Below are 20,552 nucleotides of genomic sequence, written 5' to 3' on the forward strand. Positions count from 1 at the left end.
ATGAACGTTGGTGAAAAGGCTCCGGATTTCGTTCTGAAGGATCAGAACGGTGAGGATTTCAGACTGAGCGATTTCAGCGGAAAGAAGGTTCTGCTGTCCTTCCATCCCCTAGCCTGGACAGGGATATGTGAGAAGCAGATGAAAGCCCTTGAGGAAAACCATGAACGCTTTGAGGGCCTGAACGTCGTTCCCGTCGGGATAAGCGTCGATGCCGTGCCAAGCAAGAAGGCCTGGGCCGAGCATATCGGCCTCAAGAAGCTCAGGATTCGGAGCGATTTCTGGCCGCACGGGGAGGTTGCAAAGCTCTACGGCCTGTTCCGTGAAAAGGATGGCTTTTCCGAGAGGGCAAACGTCCTCATAGACGAAGACGGGAAGGTGGCGTTCTTCAAGGTCTATCCGATAAGGGAAGTGCCCGACCTGGAGGGGATATTCGGGCTCCTGGAGGGAGGGTGAGTTCCTTTTCAAAATTTTAACCCTACCCAATTTCGTCCTTAACTTTTTGGTCAAGAAAGGCTTTTTATGCTTCCGCACCAAATAGGTTCGGTGATAGAAATGCCGGATGTGAAAGTTGAGAAGATTCTTGACGATCCGGAGCTCTACATAATCCGGGTCGACGATGACAGGATAAGATACTTCGAGGCCACCTGGGACATCCCTGAGGGGATAACCTACAACGCTTACCTGATAAAGCTTGACGGTGCGACGGTTCTCTTCGACCTGAGCAAGGCCGAATATACCGACCTCTTCATGGAGGCCCTCGAAAAGCTGGTCGACCCAAAGGAGGTAACCCACGTTGTAATCCACCACACCGAGCCCGACCACACCGGGGCCTTACCGGCCTTCCTTGAGGCCAACGGCTACAAAGCCAAGCTCATAGGCACGAGTTTCGCCAAGCGTTTCCTGGAGGGATTCTACGGCGAGAAAGTCGTTGAGAACTTTTACACAACCAAAGATGGAGAGGAGATGAGCATAGGGGGCAGGACGTTCCGCTTCATAACCGTCCCCTGGCTCCACTGGCCGGACACAATGATAACCTACGTGGTTGAGGACAAACTCATGTTCAGCTGCGACGCCGGCGGCGGCTACTCAATTCCACCGGCCATAGACGACAGCGACGAGGAGGTCGTTAAAAAGTACCTTCCCCACGTGACGAAGTACATAGTCACGGTCATCGGCCACTACCACAAGTACATCGTTCAGAATATCAAGAAGCTCAAGGGCCTCGGCATAGTCGAAGAGGCGAGGATGATACTCCCCGGACACGGCCTCATATGGAGGAAGAACCCGGCCAGGATATTCGAACACTACGAGGCCGTTGGGGCGGGAAAGGTCACGAAGGGCAAGGTCCTGGTGCTCTACGACTCCATGTACGGCTTCGTTGAGAGGAGGATGGAGATAGTCCTCGACGAGCTGAGGAAGAACGGGCTGAACCCGGTCGTTTACCGGTTCACGGACAAGGAAGCCCCTGCGGTGAGCGACATACTGGGTGAAGTCCCGGACAGCGAGGCGATAATCATCGGCGCCTCGACCTACGAGGCCGAGATACACCCGCGCATAAGGTACGCCCTCTACGAGATAGTGGACAAGGCCAACTACGAGAAGCCGGTTCTCATCGTCGGAGCCTTTGGATGGGCCGGGGTTGCCGGCAAGAAGATTGAGACCCTGATAACTCGCAGCAAGTTCGACCACGTTGACACCGTCGAGAGCCGCGGTATGCCCAGGCCGGAGGACGAGGAGCGGCTCAGGGCGGGCGTAAGAAAACTTGTGACGTGGATCTCGTAATGGGCTTTTCTTTTTCCAACCCATACAAGTTTAAATACTTCAATGTAAAACATGGAAATGGTGATGCAGATGGAAGATGTTCTTGACAAACTTGCCCAGCTCTCCCCCAGGGAGATACTGGGCTACGCCATTGCCTCGGAGGAGGACGCAAAACGATTCTACGAGGCCCTGGCAGCAAAAAGCGGCGAAGTTCTTGGAGACTTCTTCAGGGACCTTGCCAAGGCGGAAGCCAGCCACAAGAAGATACTGCTGAAGCTCCACGAAGACCTCTTCGGGGACACCAGCTATGTTGTCCCGGAGGGAATACCCTTCGCCGAGACCTCCGTGAAAGTGGATACCGTTGTAAACCTCATCGAAGCAATGCGTGTTGCCCTCGTCAATGAGAAAACTGCTGAGAGGATATACAGCCATCTAAGCGAAATATTACCCGAACACCGGGGAATATTCGGCTTCCTGGCCGCGCAGGAGCGGGCGCACTACGCCTCGATAAGGAGCCACGTTGAGTACCTAGAAGACGTGACTCAGGGGCAGCCGGAGTACGTAAACGCCCCCATAGAGTTCTTTGGGGCGCAGCTCGAGCTTTACCTCGGTCCCCACACCCGGCAGTGAGGTGACAGCGTGAGACTCGTCATAGTCGGCAACGGGCCGGGCGGGGTTGAGCTGGCCAAGCGCTTGGCCGGAGAGTTCGATGTAACAGTGGTGGAAAAGGAAAACATCCCCCACTATTCAAAGCCCCTGCTGAGCCACTACATAGCAGGCTTCATTCCCGAGGAGAAGCTCTTCCCATATTCCAGGGAGTGGTACGAGGAGAGAGGAATAAACCTGCTCCTCGGGACGGAGGCAAAGCTGGTCGATAGACTCCGGAAGGTTCTCGTGACAGACAAGGGCGAGATACCCTACGATGCCCTCGTTATAGCGACCGGAGCGAGGGCCAGAGAGCCGGAGGTTCCTGGGAAGGAGCACATCCTAACGCTTAGAACCCTCAACGATGCGAAGCTGATAAAAGAGCGCCTTGAAGAGGAGGGCGAGATAACTATTCTCGGTGGGGGCTTCATAGCGCTCGAACTCGCCGGAAACCTTGCCAAAGCCGGCCACACCGTGAGGGTGGTCCACAGGGGAAGAACCCTGCTCGGCCTCGATGGAGAGCTGAGCGAAATTATAATGGAGAGGCTCGAAGGAGCGGGCGTTGAGTTCCATCTGGAAATGAACGCTCTAGGGGCTGACGAGGAGGGTCTAAAAACCGATAAAGGTTACATCAAGGGCAGGCTGAAGGTCTGTGCCTTTGGCATAGTGCCGAACAGGGAGCTCGCCCTAAAGAGCGGCATCCACGCCGGCAGGGGGATACTCATAGACGACCGCTTTAGAACCTCCGCGCGGGATGTCTACGCGATAGGTGACTGTGCCGAGCACGGTGGCGTCGTTGGGGGAACAGCAAAGGCCGCCGTGGAGCAGGCAAAGGTTCTCGCCAACCTCCTGAGGGGCGCTGACGACCGCTACGACTTCTCTTTCAGGTCGGCCTTCTTCAAGTTCGCTGACTTCGGTGTGGCGATTATCGGAAAAACGAAAGGGTCTGGGAGCTGGCTCGGGGAGGATACGAAGGTCTTCTACGAAGGGGAAAGCCTCGTCGGGGCCGTTGTCCTCGGTAATGTAAAGAAAGCGTTCAGGCTCGAAAAAGCCATTAAAGAGGGACTGCCTATTGACTGAAGTGCAGATTTCGTCAAACCTTTGGTTTGGAAAATCGTTATATACTCCAAACCCGAAGATGCTAGTGCAGCACCGTTTGTTGGTGATATCGTATGGTAGTGGAAAGAAAAATGACCCGGAAGTTTCTGGAGGATGCCTTCGCCGGCGAGAGCATGGCCCACATGAAGTACCTGATTTTTGCCGAACAGGCAGAGAAAGAGGGATACCCCAACATAGCCAAGCTTTTCAGGACTATTGCCCACGCAGAGTTCATTCACGCGAAGAACCACTTCATAGCGCTTGGACACCTTGGAAAGACCCCCGAGAACCTGCAGGCGGGTATAGACGGCGAAACCTACGAGGTCGAGGAGATGTACCCGGTCTTTAAGAACACCGCCGAGTTCCAGGGGGAGAAGGACGCCATTAGGACGACGCACTACGCCCTGGAGGCCGAGAAGATACACGCCGAGCTGTACGCCAAGGCCAAGGAAAAGGCCGAGAGTGGGGAGGATATCGAGGTAAAGAAGGTCTACATCTGCCCGGTTTGCGGCTACACTGCAGTTGATGAAGCCCCCGAGTACTGCCCGGTATGCGGTGCCCCCAGGGACAAGTTCGTGGTCTTTGAGTAAATCTTTCGCTTTTCCATTTCTCAAGTTTGAGGCGCAAACCTTATAAGGGCGAACTAATAACATCAGGATGGTGAAAGAGATGGCGAAATGGAAGTGTATAGTCTGCGGCTACATCTACGATGAGGATGAGGGTGACGAAGAGAGTGGGATCGCCCCGGGAACCAAGTTTGAAGACCTTCCCGAGGACTGGGTCTGTCCGCTCTGCGGCGCTCCCAAGGACATGTTTGAAAAGATAGAGTGAGGTGGTTGAGATGCTTAGCGGAACCATAAAGAGTGGAGACTGGAAGGGGGAGAAGCACGTCCCCGTTATAGAGTACGAGAAGGAGGGCGACCTCGTTAAGGTCGAGGTCAGCGTTGGAAAGGAGATACCGCACCCGAACACCCCGGAGCACCACATAGCCTGGATTGAGCTCTACTTCCACCCCGAAGGAGAGAACTTCCCAATTCTCGTCGGCAGGGTTGCCTTCACGAACCACGGCGACCCGCTCATCGAGCCGAGGGCGGCATTCTTCTTCAGGACCGAGAAGAAGGGCAAGCTCTACGCGCTCAGCTACTGCAACATTCACGGCCTGTGGGAGAACGAGGTCATGTTGGAGTGATTTCCCCGCCCCAACCCCTCTTTTTTAGTGATTCGCCGCGAACCGGCCGGAAGGTTTATTTATGGTGACGTACTAAATTCTTTCGTTTGAACTGTTTAAGGTGCTGAGAAAGATGTCCGAGATGTGGTATAAAATCGTGATGAGCTCCACTGGGATGTTGATATTCTGCGGTATTTTCCTTGCTTGGATGATCCTGCGCAAGATTGAAAAACATCGGGGCAATGCGAGGAGTCCCTACCCCACCGTTATGCTACTCGGGGGACTTCTGACTTCCCTGGGATTTGCATGGGGGGTTCTCGGTAGCGGCGGGATGACGACTGCAGTGCTCTCTCTTATTCTGATCGGACCTGCGATGATTGGCTATGCACTCGCCAACGTTGGTGTCGAGGGGATAACCGGAAGGCTCATGATTCAAAGCGTCCTGACACTCTTGAGCCTCTTTCTGGCGGGGAACTACTCGACAGTTGCCGTTGATGTGGCCTACGCCGGCCCCTTCCTGGCTCTCCTTCTCCTAATGAACGCCCACATGATGATTGAGAGAGGAATCCAAAGACATCTACTAGTGCTCTCCTCATGGCTCATCGTCCTGTTCTCCTGGACCCGGTACGCTCTGAACGATACCTATGGGATACTAAAGGCCACGATAGTGCTGCCATACGTTGCCGCGGTGCTCCTCTGGGTCGGCGTTCTCACGGTGACATACTTCAAATTATCCTCAAACTATCCCACATTACACATAACCGCCCAGGAAGGCTTATAACCGGACACTTCAAACCCACCACTGGTGAGAAAAATGAAGGTTTACATGCCAGACAGAGAATGGCCGGAGCACTACAGGGAGGTTCTGGACGAGCTCGCCAAAATAACCGACCCCGTTACGGGAGGAGACATCCTAGATTCTGGCGTCGTTGCCGGCCTGGAAGTTGCGGACGACGCGTTGAAGGTGTGGCTCAACTTCGAGAGCCACGCGGAGTACAACATAACCGGTGAGAGCGCCATAGCCTACTCAAAGATAATCGGGGACATCATCGAGCGCTTCGCCCTCGTGAAGTTCCAGAACGTCTACGTCTACGACCTCAAGAACAACCCCGTTGGAGTGTTTGAGAACAAAAAGGGATACACTATCGAAGACATCAGCACCGAGAGGGTCTGAGATTTGGGCCTCTTTGACGTTTTTACGCGGAAACAGCCACTATCCGGGCCAAGGGAAGACCTGCCCTCTGACGTCAAAAATGTGGTTCGGATCCTACGGAAGGTGAAAGACCCAGAGACTGGGCTGGATATAGTGGATGAAGGACTTCTTTACGGCATCACGGTCGAGGGGCGGAGTGTCGAGCTGTTTCTTCTGATGGCCCGATCAACACCCGAGTGCCACTTCTGCCAGATGCTAGCTATAAACTTGCAGAACAAGATTCTAAGTGATATAGTTGAAGTCCTGAAGCAGGAAGGGTTTAATAAGATAAAGATTTACAATGAAATTGGTCTGCTGCTTGCGGAGGGATGAGTTATGGTTCGACAGGAAATTGATGAGGGGCTTCCCCTCGAGAAGGTCAAGGATTTCTCGCTTGAGGAGCTCCTCGGAATGGCCATCAAGGCGGAAGTCGGGGCGAGAAAGTTCTATGAGAGCCTCGCCGAGAGGATAGAGATCCAAGCCCTAAAGGACAAGATAGTGTGGCTCGCCGGGGAGGAGGGCAAGCACGAGGCGCTGCTCAGGAAGATGTACGAGTCAATGTTTCCCGGGAAGGAGGTTATCTATCCGGAGGAACACATAGGGCCCGAGCTCCAGCCTGTGGCGAGGGAGCTCCATGGTGCGGAGGATATCCTGGAGCTTATTCGCTGGGCCATTAGAGCGGAGGATATAGCGGCCAAATTCTACGCCGAAATCGAGAACCTTGTCGATACTGATGACAAAAAGAGGCTCATGCGCTACCTCAGCGACATGGAGAAGGGCCATTACTACACACTGAAGGCGGAGTACGAGCTCCTTCTCGACTGGGAGATGTACAGCGGAATGATGCACATCGGGCCGTAATTTGGTTTTTCATTTTTTTGAACAGGTCAACACAAAGAGAGATTAAGAAGCACATGGTACTACTCGGATCCTCTGGCTTACTCCTTATGCTTTGCTATCAGCTCCGCCAGAATCCTGTGGTGCTCCCGCTCGTTTTCGACAAGGGCCTCAGCGAGGCTCTTAAACAGAGGATGAGTCATCTTCTCTGCCATCTTCTGATAGGTCTCTATCATGTCCTTCTCGATGTCCAGATGCATCTCGGCGAAGCGCTTAACGAGAGCCCTCTGCTCCGGCGCGAGTTCGACGTCCGTGACCTCGGATATCGGCCCCTCGCCGGCGAGCTTCTCCAGCTCCTTCTGGGCATCGAGAATGGCCTTCATCAGGTGCTTGTGGATTATCGTGTCGACGGCTATCCTGCCAACGACTTCCTCGACCTTCGTGTACCTCAGACCCTGCCCCCGTATGAGGCCGAGACCATCGGTGTAGCTCGCGGCGGCCTTCTTCTCGGTCTCATAGGCCCTCTTAACAAGTGGTTCACTCATGCACATCACCAGAACTATATGAACATCGAACCTTAATAACGTTTTTTATTGAGCGTAACAGTGCATCAACATACTGTTTAGTGCACGAGAGTCGAAGGGAAGCGACAGAAAAGAGGAAGGAAAAGGTCACAGTTCGACCTTTATGCCGGTCTCTTCCTCAACCTCCTCAAAGCCTTCCTTCATGTACTTCACGAGCTCCTCATCGACTTCAAGAAGCGCCGCCAGAAACTCCCCAACGTGCTCCTTCTCCTCGTTGGCAACGTCGTAGAAGATGTGCTTTATCCTCTCGTCCTCTATAAGCTCGGCCAGCTGTTCATAGAAGCTTATGGCATCGAGCTCGGCCTCGATGGCCCAGCGGAGCGCCTGGGCAATTTCCCTCTTTGAGAGGGGCTTCTCCCGGTTCACCAAAAATGGCTTTTCAGCAAGCATGTTATCACCTCAATCAACCTCAAGGCTGAAGTCCTGGTAGTTCATCCAGATGCCGGTCTTCATCACCGAGTCGTACTGGGCCTTGAGCAGCTCGTAGTGGCCCTTCTCAACTTTTGCCAGCTCCTCAAACACGCGCTTGACGTCCTCGTGTTTTGCTTCCCTTGCGGCCTTTTCGTAGAACTCCCACGTCTTCTTTTCCTGCTCCATCCCTATCTTCACGGCGTCCACTTCACTCAGCTTTCTTTCGTCTGCTCTCACGAGGAGGTTCTCAAGGGCGGCCCTGTCAACCGCGGGGAGTTCGCACTCCTCTATGAGCTTCTCGACGAACTTTTCCTCGAATAGCTCCCAGTGGCCCGCTTCCTCGTTTGCCAGAAACAGAAACATCTTCCTGGCCCTCTCATCGCCGGCCTTTTTTGCGAGCCTTATGTAAAACTTCAACCCGGCCTTCTCAACTTCAAGGGCCAAGGCCAGAGCCTCGAGTTCGTTCATGCTATCACCAAAACATTTTAGGTCTCCAATCCTAATAACCTTATGGTGGACAGGTATGATGATTGGGAAGGCTGACAATCCATTGGGTCTTAAAGGGGAACTCGTTCACTTCGTCTTCAGGGTTTACCAGGAGACTGGAGGCGCATACCCGGCGCTGGAGTGGGTGGAGAACAAGCCCTCAACTGACGATTTTGAGGGCTTCAGAAGGGTTTACGAACCGTTCCTTGAGTTCCGCCTCGGAAAGGAGTTCGATGAGCTCTACGTTCTAAGGGACGATGAAGGAAAAATAGCCGGAACGGTTGCCCTCGTCTACAACCTCGAAGGCAAGGACGTCTGGTGGGTGCCGGAGGAGATAAAGGGGGAGAAAACCGGGCTCATCGAGTTCTTCATGGTCGATCCGGCGTACAAGGGCAGGGGCTACGGCTCCCGGCTGCTGGAGTTTGCGATCCAACGCCTCAAGGAGCTCGGCAGGGAAGCGTACGTGATAACCTTCCCGGAGCTTGAGGCATATTCATACTATATGCGAAAAGGCTTCGTCAAGGTGATGGACTACAGGGAGTTCGTGGTGCTCAAGAAGGCGTGAGCCGCCAGAGCCAATTTCCCTCAGCAGGCTCACTAAGCCGGGCTTCGTTCCGCCAAAGGCTAAATCCAAAAGAAATTGAAAAGAGTCAGAAGTTGAAGTTTATATCCTTCATCAGCTGGTCGTAGAACTCCTCGTGGTAGATGTCGGGGTAGCGCATTATGTAGTTGTACTGCTTCTTCAGAATGTTGTAGTGGTTGCGCTCCATATCTGCAAGTATCTCGAGGACGAGGCGCGTGTTTTCGGTGGCGGCGTAGCCGGCTAACTCGTGGTAGAGCTTCTCGCTGACCAGTTCGGCCTGCATGGCCACCTCGTAGACCTCATCGATCGTGAAGTCCGGCCTCTGAACGAGCTCCGCCAGCTTCTCCGCTATGACCTTGAACTCGCCCATCACCCCTATCTCAATCTTCTTCGGCTCGGTCCTGCCGCCGATGAACTTCTCGGCCATCTTCTCTATTATCTCGCGGTGCTTGTCCTCCTCCTTCGCGAGGAAAAGAAGTTCATCGCGTATTATGCCGCTATTGCTGAGAGAAGCGAGCTTCTCGTAGGCCTCCTTGGCCCTTATCTCCGCATTCATGGCAATCTCAAAAACTTCCCTGTCGGTTATCTCCATCAAGAATCACCACTACATTATAGTCTGAAGAGACTATTAATCTTTTGGCTATCTGACCTCCTCCCCACCCCGAAGGGCGAGGGTTCCAACGAACTAACCCCTATCCAATTGGCGGGGAGGTTTGAGGGGTCTCCCCTACTACCGTTACCGGATTTGGGCCATACGACCCCTCTGGGGCGGTCTTACCCCAGTTACCCCTCCTCTGAGCGTAAAGACCGCCCAAGTTCGGGGTTATCGCTTTCACAACCTTCTTTAAAATGTTGAAAGCTCCAACCAAGTCGGCATTCATAACAACGCCCACCCTGCGGCACTCAAACAAACCCCTAAAGATTCTACCATTAACGTGGCGTTGGCCACAGAGAGGGCACGTTTGAGAAGTGAAAGCCTCATCAACAACCTCAACCTTAATACCATACTCCTCGGCAACTTCTTTGAGACGTTTGATAACGTAATTGAAACGCCAGACGCGGGAGAGAATGAAGTTTTGTCTTTTGCCCTTATCAGAGTTCCTTGCTATCCCCTTCGGGTAACCGACGACAATCCTCGAAACACCCAACTCGTAGAGTTTCCGGATAGTTTGCCTCATGGCGGTGTTAATGTAGTGTTTTGCTTGCAATTTAGCCTTCTCATGCATTCTTTTAAGCTTCCTACTCGTCTCGTAACCGGATTTATTGAGTCTTGACTGATAATCCGCAATTCTCTTTCGCCAGTAAAAGGCTATTGACTTCAAAGGTCGTCCATTAACGAGGAAGCTTTCCCCGTTCTCGACATAAACGGCCATTAAATTGTTCACTCCAAGGTCAATCCCCGCTGAAAGGTTTCCTTTTGGAGTTTTTGGGAGTTTAACCCATTCTTCACCCTCAAGTTTTTCCTCTACTGTAAAGCTCAAGTGAGCATACCATTTTCGCTTAACGTCATCGTAAGTTATCTCTAACCGACCCTGTTTGCCTTTGAGATGAATCCTCCCTTTAAATTGAATTTCGAGTTTCCCGAATTTTCCGAGTCTTCTCAGCTCCAGAACGTTTCCTTTGACTTTGTATTGGTCGTTCCTGAGGGGAATAATGAAGAGTTTTCTGTTGTTTTTCTCCCTGGTGAATTTCGTTGGTTTCGGCTTGAACCATTCGGGCAAATCACCCTTCTTTTTCTTTTTGTTAAGCGTGAAGAATGAACGCCACGCTTCGGTGTTCTTTCTGGCTAACTGTTGGACTGTTGAGCCGCCAATCCAGTTTTTGAACTCGTGATAAGCTTCTCTTTCAGTCGTTGAGAAGTCTATTTTGCCGAATTCCCTGAACTGTTTTAAGCGTTGGTAGTTGAGCTTGTTCCAGATTATTGCTGTGGCGTAAGCTAACTCGGAGAGGATTTTCTCCTGCTCCTTTGAGGGTTGGAGCTTTACCGTTACCGAACGCTTCATTTCAGAGTATGGTATTGTTCTTAAGCTTTAAAATAGTTTGCTTTCCCGCTTGAGAGTTAAATTGTCAAACACCTAGCTCACCCTAAAGGGCAAGGATTGGAGAAGAAAAATGTCAAATATTTCAATGCAAAAATTGGCACCACCTTCTGTCGCCGGCATAATGACAGGTATTTCATGAAAAGTTGATTGAATGACAACAAATCGAGGGATAATATTTTAAACCCCTTCAACCTACGGGGGGCACCAATGGAGGGAAAGAAGATGTCCCAGAAAAAGGCGACGGTTGGAACATATTTCAAGGAGCCAAATGTGAGGTGCCTTAGCGTACCGGCCCTTCTGGTGAGCTACTGCCATCATTGACTCTTCTGGAACTTCGTTAGACCCGGATAGTTCTGACACTGTTGATCTTGTGAATAAAACTCGGGAGGGGTTAGTGTGAGAAAGGGTTTGCTGGCCGAGTCAGAGAAGCTATCTGAGATTGGAAAGTACCTGAGGAGAACCTTCGAGCTGTGGGGCTACCGCGAGGTTTTCCTCCCTGCTATTGAGGAGTACAGCGAGAATCTGAGGAAGGGAACCAAGTTCGCGTACAACAACGAGTTCTACGTTATAAAACCCGACATAACGTCGCAGATACTTGAAAACATCAAAGAGCCGCCGGAGAAGCTCAAGCTCTACTACATCAGAGAGGTTCTTGACGGGGGAGTCCGGGGACAGTGGCAGGCCGGAGCGGAGTACATAGGCGGGGACGTTACGAAAATGGCCGCGGAAGTGCTCCTCACGGTCATAACCGCCCTCGAAGCCATTGGAATAGAGGAGTTCTACATAGACATCGGAAGCCTAAAGGTCTGGGAGAAGGCCACCGAGGAGGTAGAGGAGTTCCGGGCGGAAATCTACAGGGCACTTGTGAGGAGGAATTTTGAGATAATAGAGCGTCTCCCAATAGGCAATGAGAAAAAGGAGGAACTGTGGGGGCTTTTCAACTTCTGGGGAAAGGAGAGCGGTTATCAGAAGCTTGACAGAATAGTCGAGGCGGTCAACGACGAGCGGCTGTTCATTGACTTCGGCACCGTCAGGCCTCTCCCATACTACCGCGACATACTCTTCGAGGTCTACTCGCCCGAGCTTGGGAAACCCCTCGGCGGCGGTGGGGAGTACACTTTCAAGGGAAGGCCCGCCTTCGGCTTTGCCTTTGATATGGGAGCACTCTCGAAGCTCTTCAGGAAAAAAGGTGACAGGAACCGGAAAAAGCTGAGCGGAGAACCCAGAGAAGTCTTTGCCGAGGCCAAAAGGCTTGTGAGAATGGGCATTCCGGTGGAGGTGGAGTGAATGAAGCGTTCCAACGGCTCTCCAATAAGGTTCGTCCTCCCCAAGGGAAGGCTCCTCCAAGGCTCACTGGAAGTCCTAAGGAGGGCCGGAATCGAGTTAAGGCCTCCCGCGGAGAGGAGGCTCATCGAGAGGGTCGGTAATTACGAGGTTCTCCTGGCGAGGGCGTTCGACGTTCCGGTTTATGTCGAGTACGGAATCGATGTCGGCATATCGGGGAGCGATGTGGTGGAGGAGCGCGGAAGCGACGTCCTAATACCCCTTGAACTGCCCTTCGGGAAGTGCAGGCTAAGCCTGGCCATGCCGGCCGGGAAGGTCGTTGGGCCTGAAGAGATGGACGGCTACAGAATAGCCACCAAATACCCGAAGATAACGAGGCGCTTCTTCGAGAGCCTTAACGTCGAGGTGGACGTCCTGAAGCTCCACGGGAGCATCGAGCTGGCGCCGAAGATAGGGATAGCCGACGCGATAGTGGACATCGTCGAGACCGGGAACACACTCCGCGCCAACGGGCTCGTCGAGGTGGAGAAGATAATGGACGTCTCTGCTCTGCTCCTCGTGAATAGAATAGCCCAGAAAACGAAGTTTGAGGAGATAAACGAACTCGTCTTCGCAATAAAGGAGGTGATTAGGAATGGATTTTGACCTTGAGAGCTACGTCGCTGGAATGCTGAAGGACATCCGCGAGAGGGGTATCGAAGCCGTCAGGGAGTATTCGAAGAAGTTCGACAACTACGACGGCCCGTTCCGCGTGACCGAAGAGGAGTTTGAAGAGGCCGTGGAGAGGATACCCGAAAAAGACCGGGAGATAATCGTCCGTACCGTTGAGCGCCTGTGGGAGTACCACGAGAGGCAGATGGAAAGGGAGAGGCTGTTCCTCAAGAACGGCTCCCTCTACGGCCTGATATACCGCCCGATAAGGAGGATAGGAATCTACGTCCCCGGCGGAAAGCCGCTCCCATCGACGCTGATGATGGTGGCCGTGCCGGCGAAGATAGCGGGCGTCAAGGAGATAGCAGTGACGATTCCGCCGAAGGAGGGCAAAGTGAACCCCTACGTACTCTACGTGGCGGAACTGCTCGGCATCGATGAGGTCTACAAGCTCGGCGGCGTTCAGGCGATAGGGGCGATGGCCTACGGCGTGGGCATGGAGAAGGTGGACAAGATATTCGGCCCCGGGAACAAGTTCGTCAACGAGGCCAAGAGGCAGGTCTTTGGGGTCGTTGGAATAGACAGCCTCGCCGGACCGTCGGAGATAGCGGTGATAGCGGACAAGACGGCGGAGAAAGACTACGTTTTGGCTGACCTTCTCAGCCAGCTTGAGCACGGGAAGGACAGCAAGGCATGGCTTCTCACGACCTCCAAGGAGCTCGCCGATTACTGCTCCAGGGACGGAATAGAGGTCGTCCTCTGCGAGAGCCTTGAGGAGTGTGCCGAAAAGGCCAACGAGATAGCGCCGGAGCACCTTGAGATAATCACTGAGAGACCGATGGAGCTCGTTGACCTCATCGAGAACGCTGGCGCAATTTACCTCGGCCCCTACACACCGGTTCCAGCGGCGGATTACTTCCTCGGCGTCAACCACGTCCTCCCGACGGGTGGAGCGGCAAAGTTCAGCGGTGTCCTGACGGTGAGAGACTTCCTCAAGCCGATAAGCATCGCCCAGGTGAGCAGGGAGGAGTTCCTCGCCGAGAGGGAGCTGGGGCTGAGGCTGGCCGAGATAGAGGGAATGGTCTTCCACAGGAGGAGCATGGAGGTGAGGAAATGAACCGGAAAACGAGGGAAACGGACGTAACGGTGGAGCTCGACGCGGCCGGAGGGATAAGGACGGGCGACAAAGTCCTCGATCACCTCCTCACCGCCCTCTTTTTTTACATGGGGCGGGGGGCGAAGGTAGAGGCCACCTACGACCTCAGACACCACCTGTGGGAGGACGTCGGCATAACACTCGGCGAGGAGCTGCGCTCAAAGCTCTCAGAGAAGTTCGCCCGCTTCGGAGACGCCGTGATGCCCATGGACGATGCTCTGGTGCTGGTCGCTGTTGACATCTCGGGGAGACCCTACGCGAGCGTTGAGCTTTCCTTCGAGGAAGGTGAGGAGGGTTTTGAGGCCTCCCTCGTTAGAGAGTTCCTCTGGGGGCTGGCGCGTTCGCTCAGAGCCACGATCCACGTGAAAACGCTCAGCGGGGTCAACGCACACCATGTGGTTGAAGCGGCCTTTAAAGGCCTCGGCGTGGCTCTCGGGAGGGCAATCCGGGAGAGCAGAAAGGTAGAGAGCACGAAGGGACTGCTGGAGGTGTGAGGGTGATAGCGATAGTTGACCTCGGAATAGGAAACCTCGCCAACGTGAGGAAGGCTTTGGGGGGAGTCATCACGAGCGACCCCTACGAGATTGAGAGGGCTGAGAAGCTCGTCCTCCCCGGTGTGGGAAACTTTGGAGCCGTCATGGAGAGACTCGAACCGCTGAGGGGGGTTATACTCGACGCCATAAACGACGGGAAGCCATTCTTAGGAATATGCCTCGGCCTCCAGCTCCTCTTCGAAGGGAGCGAGGAGAGCCCCGGAGAGCCCGGCCTTGGGGTTTTCAGGGGAGAGGTGGTCAAGTTTCAGGGAGTCAGAACCCCGCACATCGGCTGGAACCAGCTGTGGAAGAGGAAGGAATGCCCGCTCTTCGAGGGCATAAGAGACGGAGCGTACTTCTACTTCGTTCACTCCTACTACGCAGTCCCTAAAGAGGATATCGTTGCCGGTGTTACCGACTACGAGTCGAAGGGAAGGAGGGTAGTCTTCACCTCAGCTGTCTGCAGGGAGAATGTCTACGCCGTACAGTTTCACCCGGAAAAGAGCGGAAGGAACGGGCTGACCGTCATGAAGAACTTCAGGAGGCTTTAAGATGGAGGTTTATCCGGCCATAGACCTCATGGGCGGAAAAGCGGTGAGGCTCTACAAGGGGAGGAAAGAGGACGTTAAAGTCTACGGTGAGCCGTTAAGGATAGCGGAGCGCTTCGCCGAGTTAGTTGACAAAATCCACATCGTTGATTTAGACGGGGCTTTCGAGGGCTTCCCGAGGAACCTCAGTATAGTTAAAGCGATAATCGAGGAGACCGGTTTGAGTGTCCAGCTCGGTGGAGGCTTCAGAAGCTACGAGGCGATAGCGAGAGCCTACGAAATCGGCGTCGAGAACGTCATAATAGGCACGAAGGCATTCGACTTAGACTTCCTTGAGAGAGCAACGAACGATTTCGACGGAATAACTGTGAGCCTCGACTCAAGGGGCGGAAGGGTCGCCGTGAGGGGCTGGCTTGAGAGTGGAATAGAAGTCAAAGAAGCCTACGAACTGCTGAGGAACTACGTGGGCAGGTTCGTTTACACCTCCGTCGAGAGGGATGGAACGCTGACGGGCATAGAGGAAATCGAGCGCTTCTGGGAAAGAGAGGAGTTCATCTACGCAGGGGGAGTTTCGAGCGCCGATGACCTGAGGAGGCTCGCCGAAATAGGATTTTCGGGTGCCATAGTTGGAAAAGCCCTGTACGAAGGCCGCGTCACCCTTGAAGAGCTTCGGGAGGTGGCGGAATGCTCGCGAAGAGGATAATCGCGGCGCTGGACATAAAGGCCGGCCGCGTCGTCAAGGGAATACGATTCAAAAACATAAGGGACGCCGGCGACCCCGTCGAGCTGGCGAAACGCTACGAGAGCGAGGGGATAGACGAGATAGTCTTCCTCGACATAACGGCATCCTACGAGAAGAGGGGAATCCTCCTCGACCTCGTTGAGAGAATCGCGGGAGAGATATACGTCCCCTTCACGGTAGGAGGGGGCATAAGGACGGTTGAAGAGGCGAGGGAGATAATCAAGCGCGGTGCCGACAAGGTGTTCATCAACACCGCCGCCGTTGAGAGGCCTGAGCTGGTGAGGGAGATAGCAGAAATCGTCGGAACTGCCAACCTCGTGGTGGCCATCGATGCCAAGTGGAACGGCTCCTTCTGGGAGGTCTACACCCACGGGGGAAGGAAGGCGAGGGGAATCGATGCGGTCGAGTGGGCGAAAAAGGTGGAGGAGCTCGGCGCTGGCGAGATACTGCTCACGAGCATGGACACCGACGGGACGAAAGAGGGCTTCGATATACCCCTGACGAAGGCCGTTGCGGAGGCGGTGGATATTCCGGTCATAGCCTCCGGTGGAGCTGGTAAGCCGGAGCACTTCTACGAGGCATTCAATGCAGGAGCGGAAGGGGCGCTGGCCGCTTCAATCTTCCACTACGGGGAATACACCGTCGGCGAGCTGAAGAGATTCTTAGCGGAGAGGGGAATCCCCGTGAGGCTGGACTACTGAGGTGGTAGCATGGAGGAGCTAATCGAGAAGGTTGACTGGGAGAGGAACGGTGGAATAGTCCCGGTTGTCGTTCAGGACACCGAGGGAGAGGTTCTAACCCTCGCATACATGGACATGGAGGCTTTGAAGAGAACCCTTGAGACCGGCTACGCCCACTACTACTCCCGCTCCCAGGGAAGGGTCAGGATGAAGGGTGAGGTGAGCGGTAACGTTCAGAGGGTGAGGGAGATAAAGGTGGACTGCGACAGCGACGCGCTGCTCCTCATAGTCGAGCAGAAAGGTGCAGCCTGCCACACTGGGAACTACTCCTGCTTTTACAGGAAGCTCGGCGAGCCGGAGAGAGTCCTGCCGATGGACTACTCACTTACAATACTTCGGGAGCTTGAGGAGCTGATAAGGGCGCGGAAGGAGAAACCCGTTGAGGGTTCCTACACCTCAAGGCTGTTCCAGGAGGGAAGGGAGAGGATATACAAGAAGTTCGGCGAAGAAGCCGTCGAGGTTCTCGTGGCTGAGACAAGGGAGGGCCTGATATACGAGACCGCTGACATGCTCTACCACCTGCTCGTTCTGCTCGCGTACAACGACGTTTCCCTCGGCGAGGTAATGGCCGAGCTGAGGAGGCGGAGGGGATGAAGATTAGGGAACTCGTTAAGTCGTTCGAACCGTACCGCGTCACCGAAGGAGGCCACCCGATAAGGCTCGACAAGAACGAGAGCCCCTACGACCTGCCCGGCTGGGTGAAGGAGGAAATATTCGAGGAGCTGAGGGAGCTGAGCTTCAACCGCTATCCCCACATAACCTCCATGCCCATGAGGAAAGCCATAGCCAGGTTCTACGGCATCTCCCCGGAGAACGTTGCCGTCGGGAACGGTGGGGACGAGCTGATAAGCTACCTGGTCTGGCTCTTCGAGGGGGACTACATAGTCACAACGCCACCGTCCTTCGGCATGTACGGCTTCTACGCGAAGCTGAACGAGATTCCGGTCGTTGAAGTGCCCCTGAAGGAGGACTTCACGATAGACGGCGATGCCATAGCGGAGAAGTCCAAAAACGCGAGGGCGGTCTTCATAGCATCGCCCAACAACCCCACAGGAAACCTTCAGCCGGAGGAGGAGATAATCAAGGTCCTCGATACGGGAGCGGTGGTGGTTCTCGACGAGGCCTATGCGGAGTTTGCGGGAAAGAGCCTCTGGAGGCTCATCGAGGAGTATCCAAACCTCATAGTGCTGAGAACTTTCTCCAAGGCCTTTAGCCTGGCGGGGGTCAGAACGGGCTACATCCTGGCGAACGAGGAGGTTGTCGATGCGCTCTACCGGGTGAAGTCGCCGTTCAGCGTCGGAATAATGACCATGGCCGCTGTGAAGGTTGTGCTCAGGCACTACGACCTCGTGGAGAGGCGCGTGGCGAAGATAATCGAGGAGCGGGAGAGGATAAGGAAGGCCTTCCGGGAGTTCACCTACCCGAGCGACGCAAACTTCCTTCTGATGAGGCTGAACGCCTACGAGTTTCTCTTAGAGAAGGGCATAGTGGTTAGAAAGCTCTCGGGAAGACTCAACGGCCACATACGGGTTACCGTTGGGAGGAAGTGGGAGAACCGGAAGCTGATAGAGGCGCTCAGGGAATACCTGGAGGTGGAAGGATGTGGATAGTGTTCGACGTTGACGGGGTTCTCATAGATGTGAGGGAGAGCTACGACACGGCCACCAAGCTCACGGTAGAATACTTCCTCAGGTCCTTTGGAGTGGAGAGGGAGATAAAGCCCGAGTGGGTCAGGGAGCTCAGAAGAAAGGGCTCCTTCGGGGACGATTTCAAGGTCAGCGAGGCGCTGATACTCTTTGCACTCTCGGGAAAGGCGGAGGAACTCATCGCAGAGTTTCCAGAAGGGGGAACCATAGAGTGGGTTCGCGAGAAGTTCGGCTTCCAGGTCTTCAGTGGGAGCATTGAGAGGGTCTTCAACACGTTCTACCTCGGTAGGGAATACCCAGAAAGGCTCTTTGACTTCCCAGGGCTGTGGAAAAAAGAGCACCCCATCGTGAGAAGGGAACTCCTAGAAAGGGCATCGGAGCGCTTCAAGCTGGGGGTCGTCACCGGGAGGAGTGCCCTGGAGATGGGGCTCGCGGAGAGGATAATCGGGTTCAAATTCGAAAACGCCGTCACGAGGGAGCTTTACCTAAAGCCAGACCCGAGGGCACTGTGGGAGCTCATAAAGGGGGAACCTGGCTTCTACATCGGCGACACGATCAACGACGGCCTCTTCGTCGAGAACTACCGGAAGAGGTACGGAAAAGAATTTGACTTTGTCATGGTGGGGCGGGATGTAAAGGACGTCAACCAGTTCCTAGAGGAACTGCTGGAGGGGGAACAAACTTAAAAACCCCTCCGAAAAGCTCCAACCATGCTCTACCTGGAAATCCTTGGAAACCTTCCGGAGATGGCAAGGGACGAAGTGAAAGCCATGCTGGAGCTGGCAGGGGGGGAGATAACCGATCAGGACTACCTGTTCCTAAAGCTCGACGCCGATGAGAAAACCTTCCCCTACCTCAACCGGCTCGGCCTTTCCCACGAATATGGAGAGCTCATCCTGGAGGCGGAGTCCATAGAAGAGCTCCTCCAGAAGGCTGAAGAGGTGGACTGGCCGATTAAGGGCACGTTTAAGGTTGACACAGAAACCATGGCCAACTGCAGGCATGACGTTCTCGACCTGCCCAGGAAGCTCGGCGCGGTCATACACGCGCAGGGGTTCAAGGTGAACCTTTCGAAGCCGGACACCTTCGTCCGGGTTTACTGCGGCGAGAGGCTCTACGCCGGAATAAGGCTCCGCTTTTTCGACCCCAAGGACTTTGAGGGCAGAAAGGCCCACCACAGGCCGTTTTTCAGGCCGATTTCCCTCCACCCGAGGGTCTCCCGCGCGCTGGTGAACCTCACGAAGGCTAAGAGAGAGCTCCTCGACCCCATGATGGGCGCCGGCGGAATCCTCATGGAGGCCGGACTGCTCGGCCTTAGGGTCTACGGCGTGGACATACGGCCGGAGATGGTCGAGGGGGCCGAGATGAACCTCAGGCATTACGGGGTAAGGGATTACGAACTCAGACTCGGCGACGCCACGAAGCTAGAGGAGCTGTTCCCGGAAAAGAGGTTCGAGGCCGTTGCTACCGATCCACCCTACGGAACCTCGGCGACGCTCGCGGGCAGGAAACGGGACGAACTGTACAGGAAGGTGCTGGAGAGCATCTACGGCGTCCTAGAAGAGGGTGGAAGGCTGGCGATAGCTTTTCCAGCGAGCTTTGATGGGGAAGCGGAGGCCGAGAAGGTCGGCTTCAAAATGGTCGGAAAGTACTACCAGCGCGTGCACAAGAGCCTGGAGAGGTATTTCTACGTGTTTGAGAAGTGACATCCGCAAGGTGTTCTTGGTCAACAAAAATCTTTTTTACGATTAACATCGTTTTAAAAAGATGGGGGAGGATTATGGAGACCGCAGGAGAAGATGTATTGTTCGAGTACATCAAAGACATCAAACCTGGGGAGGACATTCTAATCGAATACACCTCCAAGGAGCCGGTTCATATACTCCTGCACCTCATTCTGAGGTGTCTGCGAAAGAACGGACTTCCCGTTATCATAGTGGATGAACTGGATCAGCTCCACGTTTTCAGAACCCACATGAAACTGGCAGGCATCGATACTGAGCTCATCGACACGGCCAACGTCATAAAAATCGGCGGTTTGCTCAAGACCGGAAACGTCCTCGGCAAAGTTGACCTGAGTAAGGAGCTCCCAATAAGGAAAAAGCACTATGAAGAGGCTCTAAAGAAGATAAACGCGGACTACACAGTCAGGATCGTGCTCGGCTTTGATAAGGTTCTGGCGATGCACGAGGAGGAGAGGAGAGACTTGGAATCCCTTTTTGGCCGTATGATCAGGCCGTACCTGGGCGATGAGGGCAGGGCAACGATCTACTTCATAAACACCGAGCTTTTCAGCGAGAGAACTCTCAAGGAGTTCCGGGAGCACGCCAGCAGGGTCTTCAAGGTGAGGTTAGATGGCGACAGGATCGAGCTCAAAATCATAATGTCCCTTTCTCTCTCGGAATACGGGAAAAAGATAGAAATCAGGGTCAGAAACACATAACC

General features: G+C 54.2%; 29 protein-coding genes. 24 read left to right on the forward strand and 5 right to left on the reverse strand.

What is annotated here, in order from left to right:
* The 11 genes from FPV09_RS02655 to FPV09_RS02705 all read left to right on the forward strand — a co-directional run bounded on the left by FPV09_RS02655 (position 1) and on the right by FPV09_RS02705 (position 6,725).
* Complete coding sequence (locus FPV09_RS02655) at positions 1-453, forward strand: peroxiredoxin (protein ID WP_148882276.1); 453 nt, start codon at positions 1-3, stop codon at positions 451-453.
* A 99-nt stretch (positions 454-552) separates the two neighbouring features.
* Entirely contained in the window at positions 553-1,782 is a 1,230-nt protein-coding gene (locus tag FPV09_RS02660) for an FprA family A-type flavoprotein (RefSeq protein ID WP_148883626.1), read from the forward strand.
* Positions 1,783-1,845: 63 nt separating this feature from the next.
* A complete protein-coding gene (locus tag FPV09_RS02665; RefSeq protein ID WP_148883627.1) occupies positions 1,846-2,391 on the forward strand; it encodes a ferritin-like domain-containing protein in 546 nt (181 codons plus the stop codon).
* Between the two features lie 9 nt (positions 2,392-2,400).
* Positions 2,401-3,486 carry an NAD(P)/FAD-dependent oxidoreductase gene (locus FPV09_RS02670; protein WP_148882277.1) on the forward strand — a complete coding sequence of 362 codons (1,086 nt, stop codon included), beginning with the start codon at positions 2,401-2,403 and terminating at the stop codon, positions 3,484-3,486.
* A gap of 92 nt (positions 3,487-3,578) precedes the next feature.
* Positions 3,579-4,094, forward strand: a complete 516-nt coding sequence (locus FPV09_RS02675; RefSeq protein WP_148882278.1) for a rubrerythrin family protein — start codon at positions 3,579-3,581, stop codon at positions 4,092-4,094.
* A 79-nt stretch (positions 4,095-4,173) separates the two neighbouring features.
* Positions 4,174-4,335: a rubredoxin gene (gene rd / locus FPV09_RS02680; protein ID WP_148883628.1), complete on the forward strand. Its 162-nt coding sequence runs from the start codon at positions 4,174-4,176 to the stop codon at positions 4,333-4,335.
* A gap of 10 nt (positions 4,336-4,345) precedes the next feature.
* Positions 4,346-4,693 carry a class II SORL domain-containing protein gene (locus FPV09_RS02685; protein WP_148882279.1) on the forward strand — a complete coding sequence of 116 codons (348 nt, stop codon included), beginning with the start codon at positions 4,346-4,348 and terminating at the stop codon, positions 4,691-4,693.
* 112 nt (positions 4,694-4,805) lie between these two features.
* On the forward strand, positions 4,806-5,453 hold the full coding sequence (locus FPV09_RS02690) for a hypothetical protein (RefSeq protein WP_148882280.1): 648 nt from the start codon (positions 4,806-4,808) through the stop codon (positions 5,451-5,453).
* Between the two features lie 33 nt (positions 5,454-5,486).
* Positions 5,487-5,846 (forward strand): iron-sulfur cluster assembly protein, encoded by a 360-nt coding sequence (locus tag FPV09_RS02695; protein WP_148883629.1) that lies wholly within the window; start codon positions 5,487-5,489, stop codon positions 5,844-5,846.
* A gap of 3 nt (positions 5,847-5,849) precedes the next feature.
* Positions 5,850-6,197, forward strand: coding sequence for an iron-sulfur cluster assembly protein (locus FPV09_RS02700; RefSeq protein ID WP_148882281.1), 348 nt, complete (start codon positions 5,850-5,852; stop codon positions 6,195-6,197).
* A 3-nt stretch (positions 6,198-6,200) separates the two neighbouring features.
* Positions 6,201-6,725, forward strand: a complete 525-nt coding sequence (locus FPV09_RS02705; protein WP_148882282.1) for a ferritin family protein — start codon at positions 6,201-6,203, stop codon at positions 6,723-6,725.
* Between the two features lie 77 nt (positions 6,726-6,802).
* On the opposite strand, the gene FPV09_RS02710 is transcribed toward FPV09_RS02705, so the two are convergent.
* From FPV09_RS02710 to FPV09_RS02720, 3 genes are all read right to left on the reverse strand, one after another.
* Positions 6,803-7,252: a ferritin family protein gene (locus FPV09_RS02710; RefSeq protein ID WP_246112334.1), complete on the reverse strand. Its 450-nt coding sequence runs from the start codon at positions 7,250-7,252 to the stop codon at positions 6,803-6,805.
* Positions 7,253-7,372: 120 nt separating this feature from the next.
* On the reverse strand, positions 7,373-7,675 hold the full coding sequence (locus tag FPV09_RS02715; RefSeq protein ID WP_148882283.1) for a ferritin family protein: 303 nt from the start codon (positions 7,673-7,675) through the stop codon (positions 7,373-7,375).
* 9 nt (positions 7,676-7,684) lie between these two features.
* Complete coding sequence (locus tag FPV09_RS02720) at positions 7,685-8,164, reverse strand: ferritin-like domain-containing protein (RefSeq protein WP_148882284.1); 480 nt, start codon at positions 8,162-8,164, stop codon at positions 7,685-7,687.
* A gap of 55 nt (positions 8,165-8,219) precedes the next feature.
* Here FPV09_RS02720 and FPV09_RS02725 point away from each other — a divergent pair, with 55 nt between their 5' ends.
* Complete coding sequence (locus tag FPV09_RS02725) at positions 8,220-8,747, forward strand: GNAT family N-acetyltransferase (RefSeq protein ID WP_148882285.1); 528 nt, start codon at positions 8,220-8,222, stop codon at positions 8,745-8,747.
* A gap of 85 nt (positions 8,748-8,832) precedes the next feature.
* Here the strand turns inward: FPV09_RS02725 and FPV09_RS02730 are convergent, their stop codons facing one another.
* A complete protein-coding gene (locus FPV09_RS02730; RefSeq protein ID WP_148882286.1) occupies positions 8,833-9,357 on the reverse strand; it encodes a ferritin-like domain-containing protein in 525 nt (174 codons plus the stop codon).
* 100 nt (positions 9,358-9,457) lie between these two features.
* Positions 9,458-10,768, reverse strand: coding sequence for an RNA-guided endonuclease InsQ/TnpB family protein (locus FPV09_RS02735; RefSeq protein ID WP_148882287.1), 1,311 nt, complete (start codon positions 10,766-10,768; stop codon positions 9,458-9,460).
* Between the two features lie 435 nt (positions 10,769-11,203).
* Between FPV09_RS02735 and FPV09_RS02740 the strand changes: the two genes are divergently transcribed.
* From FPV09_RS02740 to FPV09_RS02795, 12 genes are all read left to right on the forward strand, one after another.
* A complete protein-coding gene (locus FPV09_RS02740; RefSeq protein WP_148882288.1) occupies positions 11,204-12,094 on the forward strand; it encodes an ATP phosphoribosyltransferase regulatory subunit in 891 nt (296 codons plus the stop codon).
* Positions 12,095-12,118: 24 nt separating this feature from the next.
* Entirely contained in the window at positions 12,119-12,736 is a 618-nt protein-coding gene (gene hisG / locus FPV09_RS02745; RefSeq protein WP_148883631.1) for an ATP phosphoribosyltransferase, read from the forward strand.
* Positions 12,726-13,859: a histidinol dehydrogenase gene (hisD, locus tag FPV09_RS02750; RefSeq protein WP_148882289.1), complete on the forward strand. Its 1,134-nt coding sequence runs from the start codon at positions 12,726-12,728 to the stop codon at positions 13,857-13,859. Before hisG ends, hisD begins: the two co-directional genes overlap by 11 nt.
* Entirely contained in the window at positions 13,856-14,392 is a 537-nt protein-coding gene (gene hisB, locus FPV09_RS02755; RefSeq protein WP_148882290.1) for an imidazoleglycerol-phosphate dehydratase HisB, read from the forward strand. Before hisD ends, hisB begins: the two co-directional genes overlap by 4 nt.
* A 2-nt stretch (positions 14,393-14,394) precedes the next feature.
* Positions 14,395-14,982, forward strand: a complete 588-nt coding sequence (gene hisH / locus FPV09_RS02760) for an imidazole glycerol phosphate synthase subunit HisH (RefSeq protein WP_394343834.1) — start codon at positions 14,395-14,397, stop codon at positions 14,980-14,982.
* Between the two features lies 1 nt (position 14,983).
* Positions 14,984-15,682 carry a 1-(5-phosphoribosyl)-5-((5-phosphoribosylamino)methylideneamino)imidazole-4-carboxamide isomerase gene (hisA, locus tag FPV09_RS02765; RefSeq protein ID WP_148882292.1) on the forward strand — a complete coding sequence of 233 codons (699 nt, stop codon included), beginning with the start codon at positions 14,984-14,986 and terminating at the stop codon, positions 15,680-15,682.
* Positions 15,664-16,422 carry an imidazole glycerol phosphate synthase subunit HisF gene (gene hisF, locus FPV09_RS02770; RefSeq protein ID WP_148882293.1) on the forward strand — a complete coding sequence of 253 codons (759 nt, stop codon included), beginning with the start codon at positions 15,664-15,666 and terminating at the stop codon, positions 16,420-16,422. The genes hisA and hisF overlap by 19 nt, the downstream gene beginning before the upstream one ends.
* Positions 16,423-16,431: 9 nt before the next feature.
* Positions 16,432-17,055, forward strand: coding sequence for a bifunctional phosphoribosyl-AMP cyclohydrolase/phosphoribosyl-ATP diphosphatase HisIE (hisIE, locus tag FPV09_RS02775; RefSeq protein WP_148882294.1), 624 nt, complete (start codon positions 16,432-16,434; stop codon positions 17,053-17,055).
* Positions 17,052-18,071: a histidinol-phosphate transaminase gene (gene hisC / locus FPV09_RS02780; RefSeq protein WP_148882295.1), complete on the forward strand. Its 1,020-nt coding sequence runs from the start codon at positions 17,052-17,054 to the stop codon at positions 18,069-18,071. Before hisIE ends, hisC begins: the two co-directional genes overlap by 4 nt.
* Positions 18,062-18,793: an HAD family hydrolase gene (locus FPV09_RS02785; protein ID WP_148882296.1), complete on the forward strand. Its 732-nt coding sequence runs from the start codon at positions 18,062-18,064 to the stop codon at positions 18,791-18,793. Before hisC ends, FPV09_RS02785 begins: the two co-directional genes overlap by 10 nt.
* Before the next feature lie 24 nt (positions 18,794-18,817).
* The gene (locus FPV09_RS02790) at positions 18,818-19,813 is read left to right on the forward strand and encodes a TIGR01177 family methyltransferase (protein ID WP_148882297.1); all 996 of its coding nucleotides are present in this window, start codon (positions 18,818-18,820) and stop codon (positions 19,811-19,813) included.
* A gap of 74 nt (positions 19,814-19,887) precedes the next feature.
* Complete coding sequence (locus FPV09_RS02795; protein WP_148882298.1) at positions 19,888-20,550, forward strand: DUF257 family protein; 663 nt, start codon at positions 19,888-19,890, stop codon at positions 20,548-20,550.
* The last annotated feature ends 2 nt before the right edge of the window (positions 20,551-20,552 follow it).

It is taken from the genome of Thermococcus aciditolerans, from assembly GCF_008152015.1.
In the GTDB taxonomy this organism is placed as follows: Archaea; Methanobacteriota_B; Thermococci; order Thermococcales; family Thermococcaceae; genus Thermococcus; species Thermococcus celericrescens.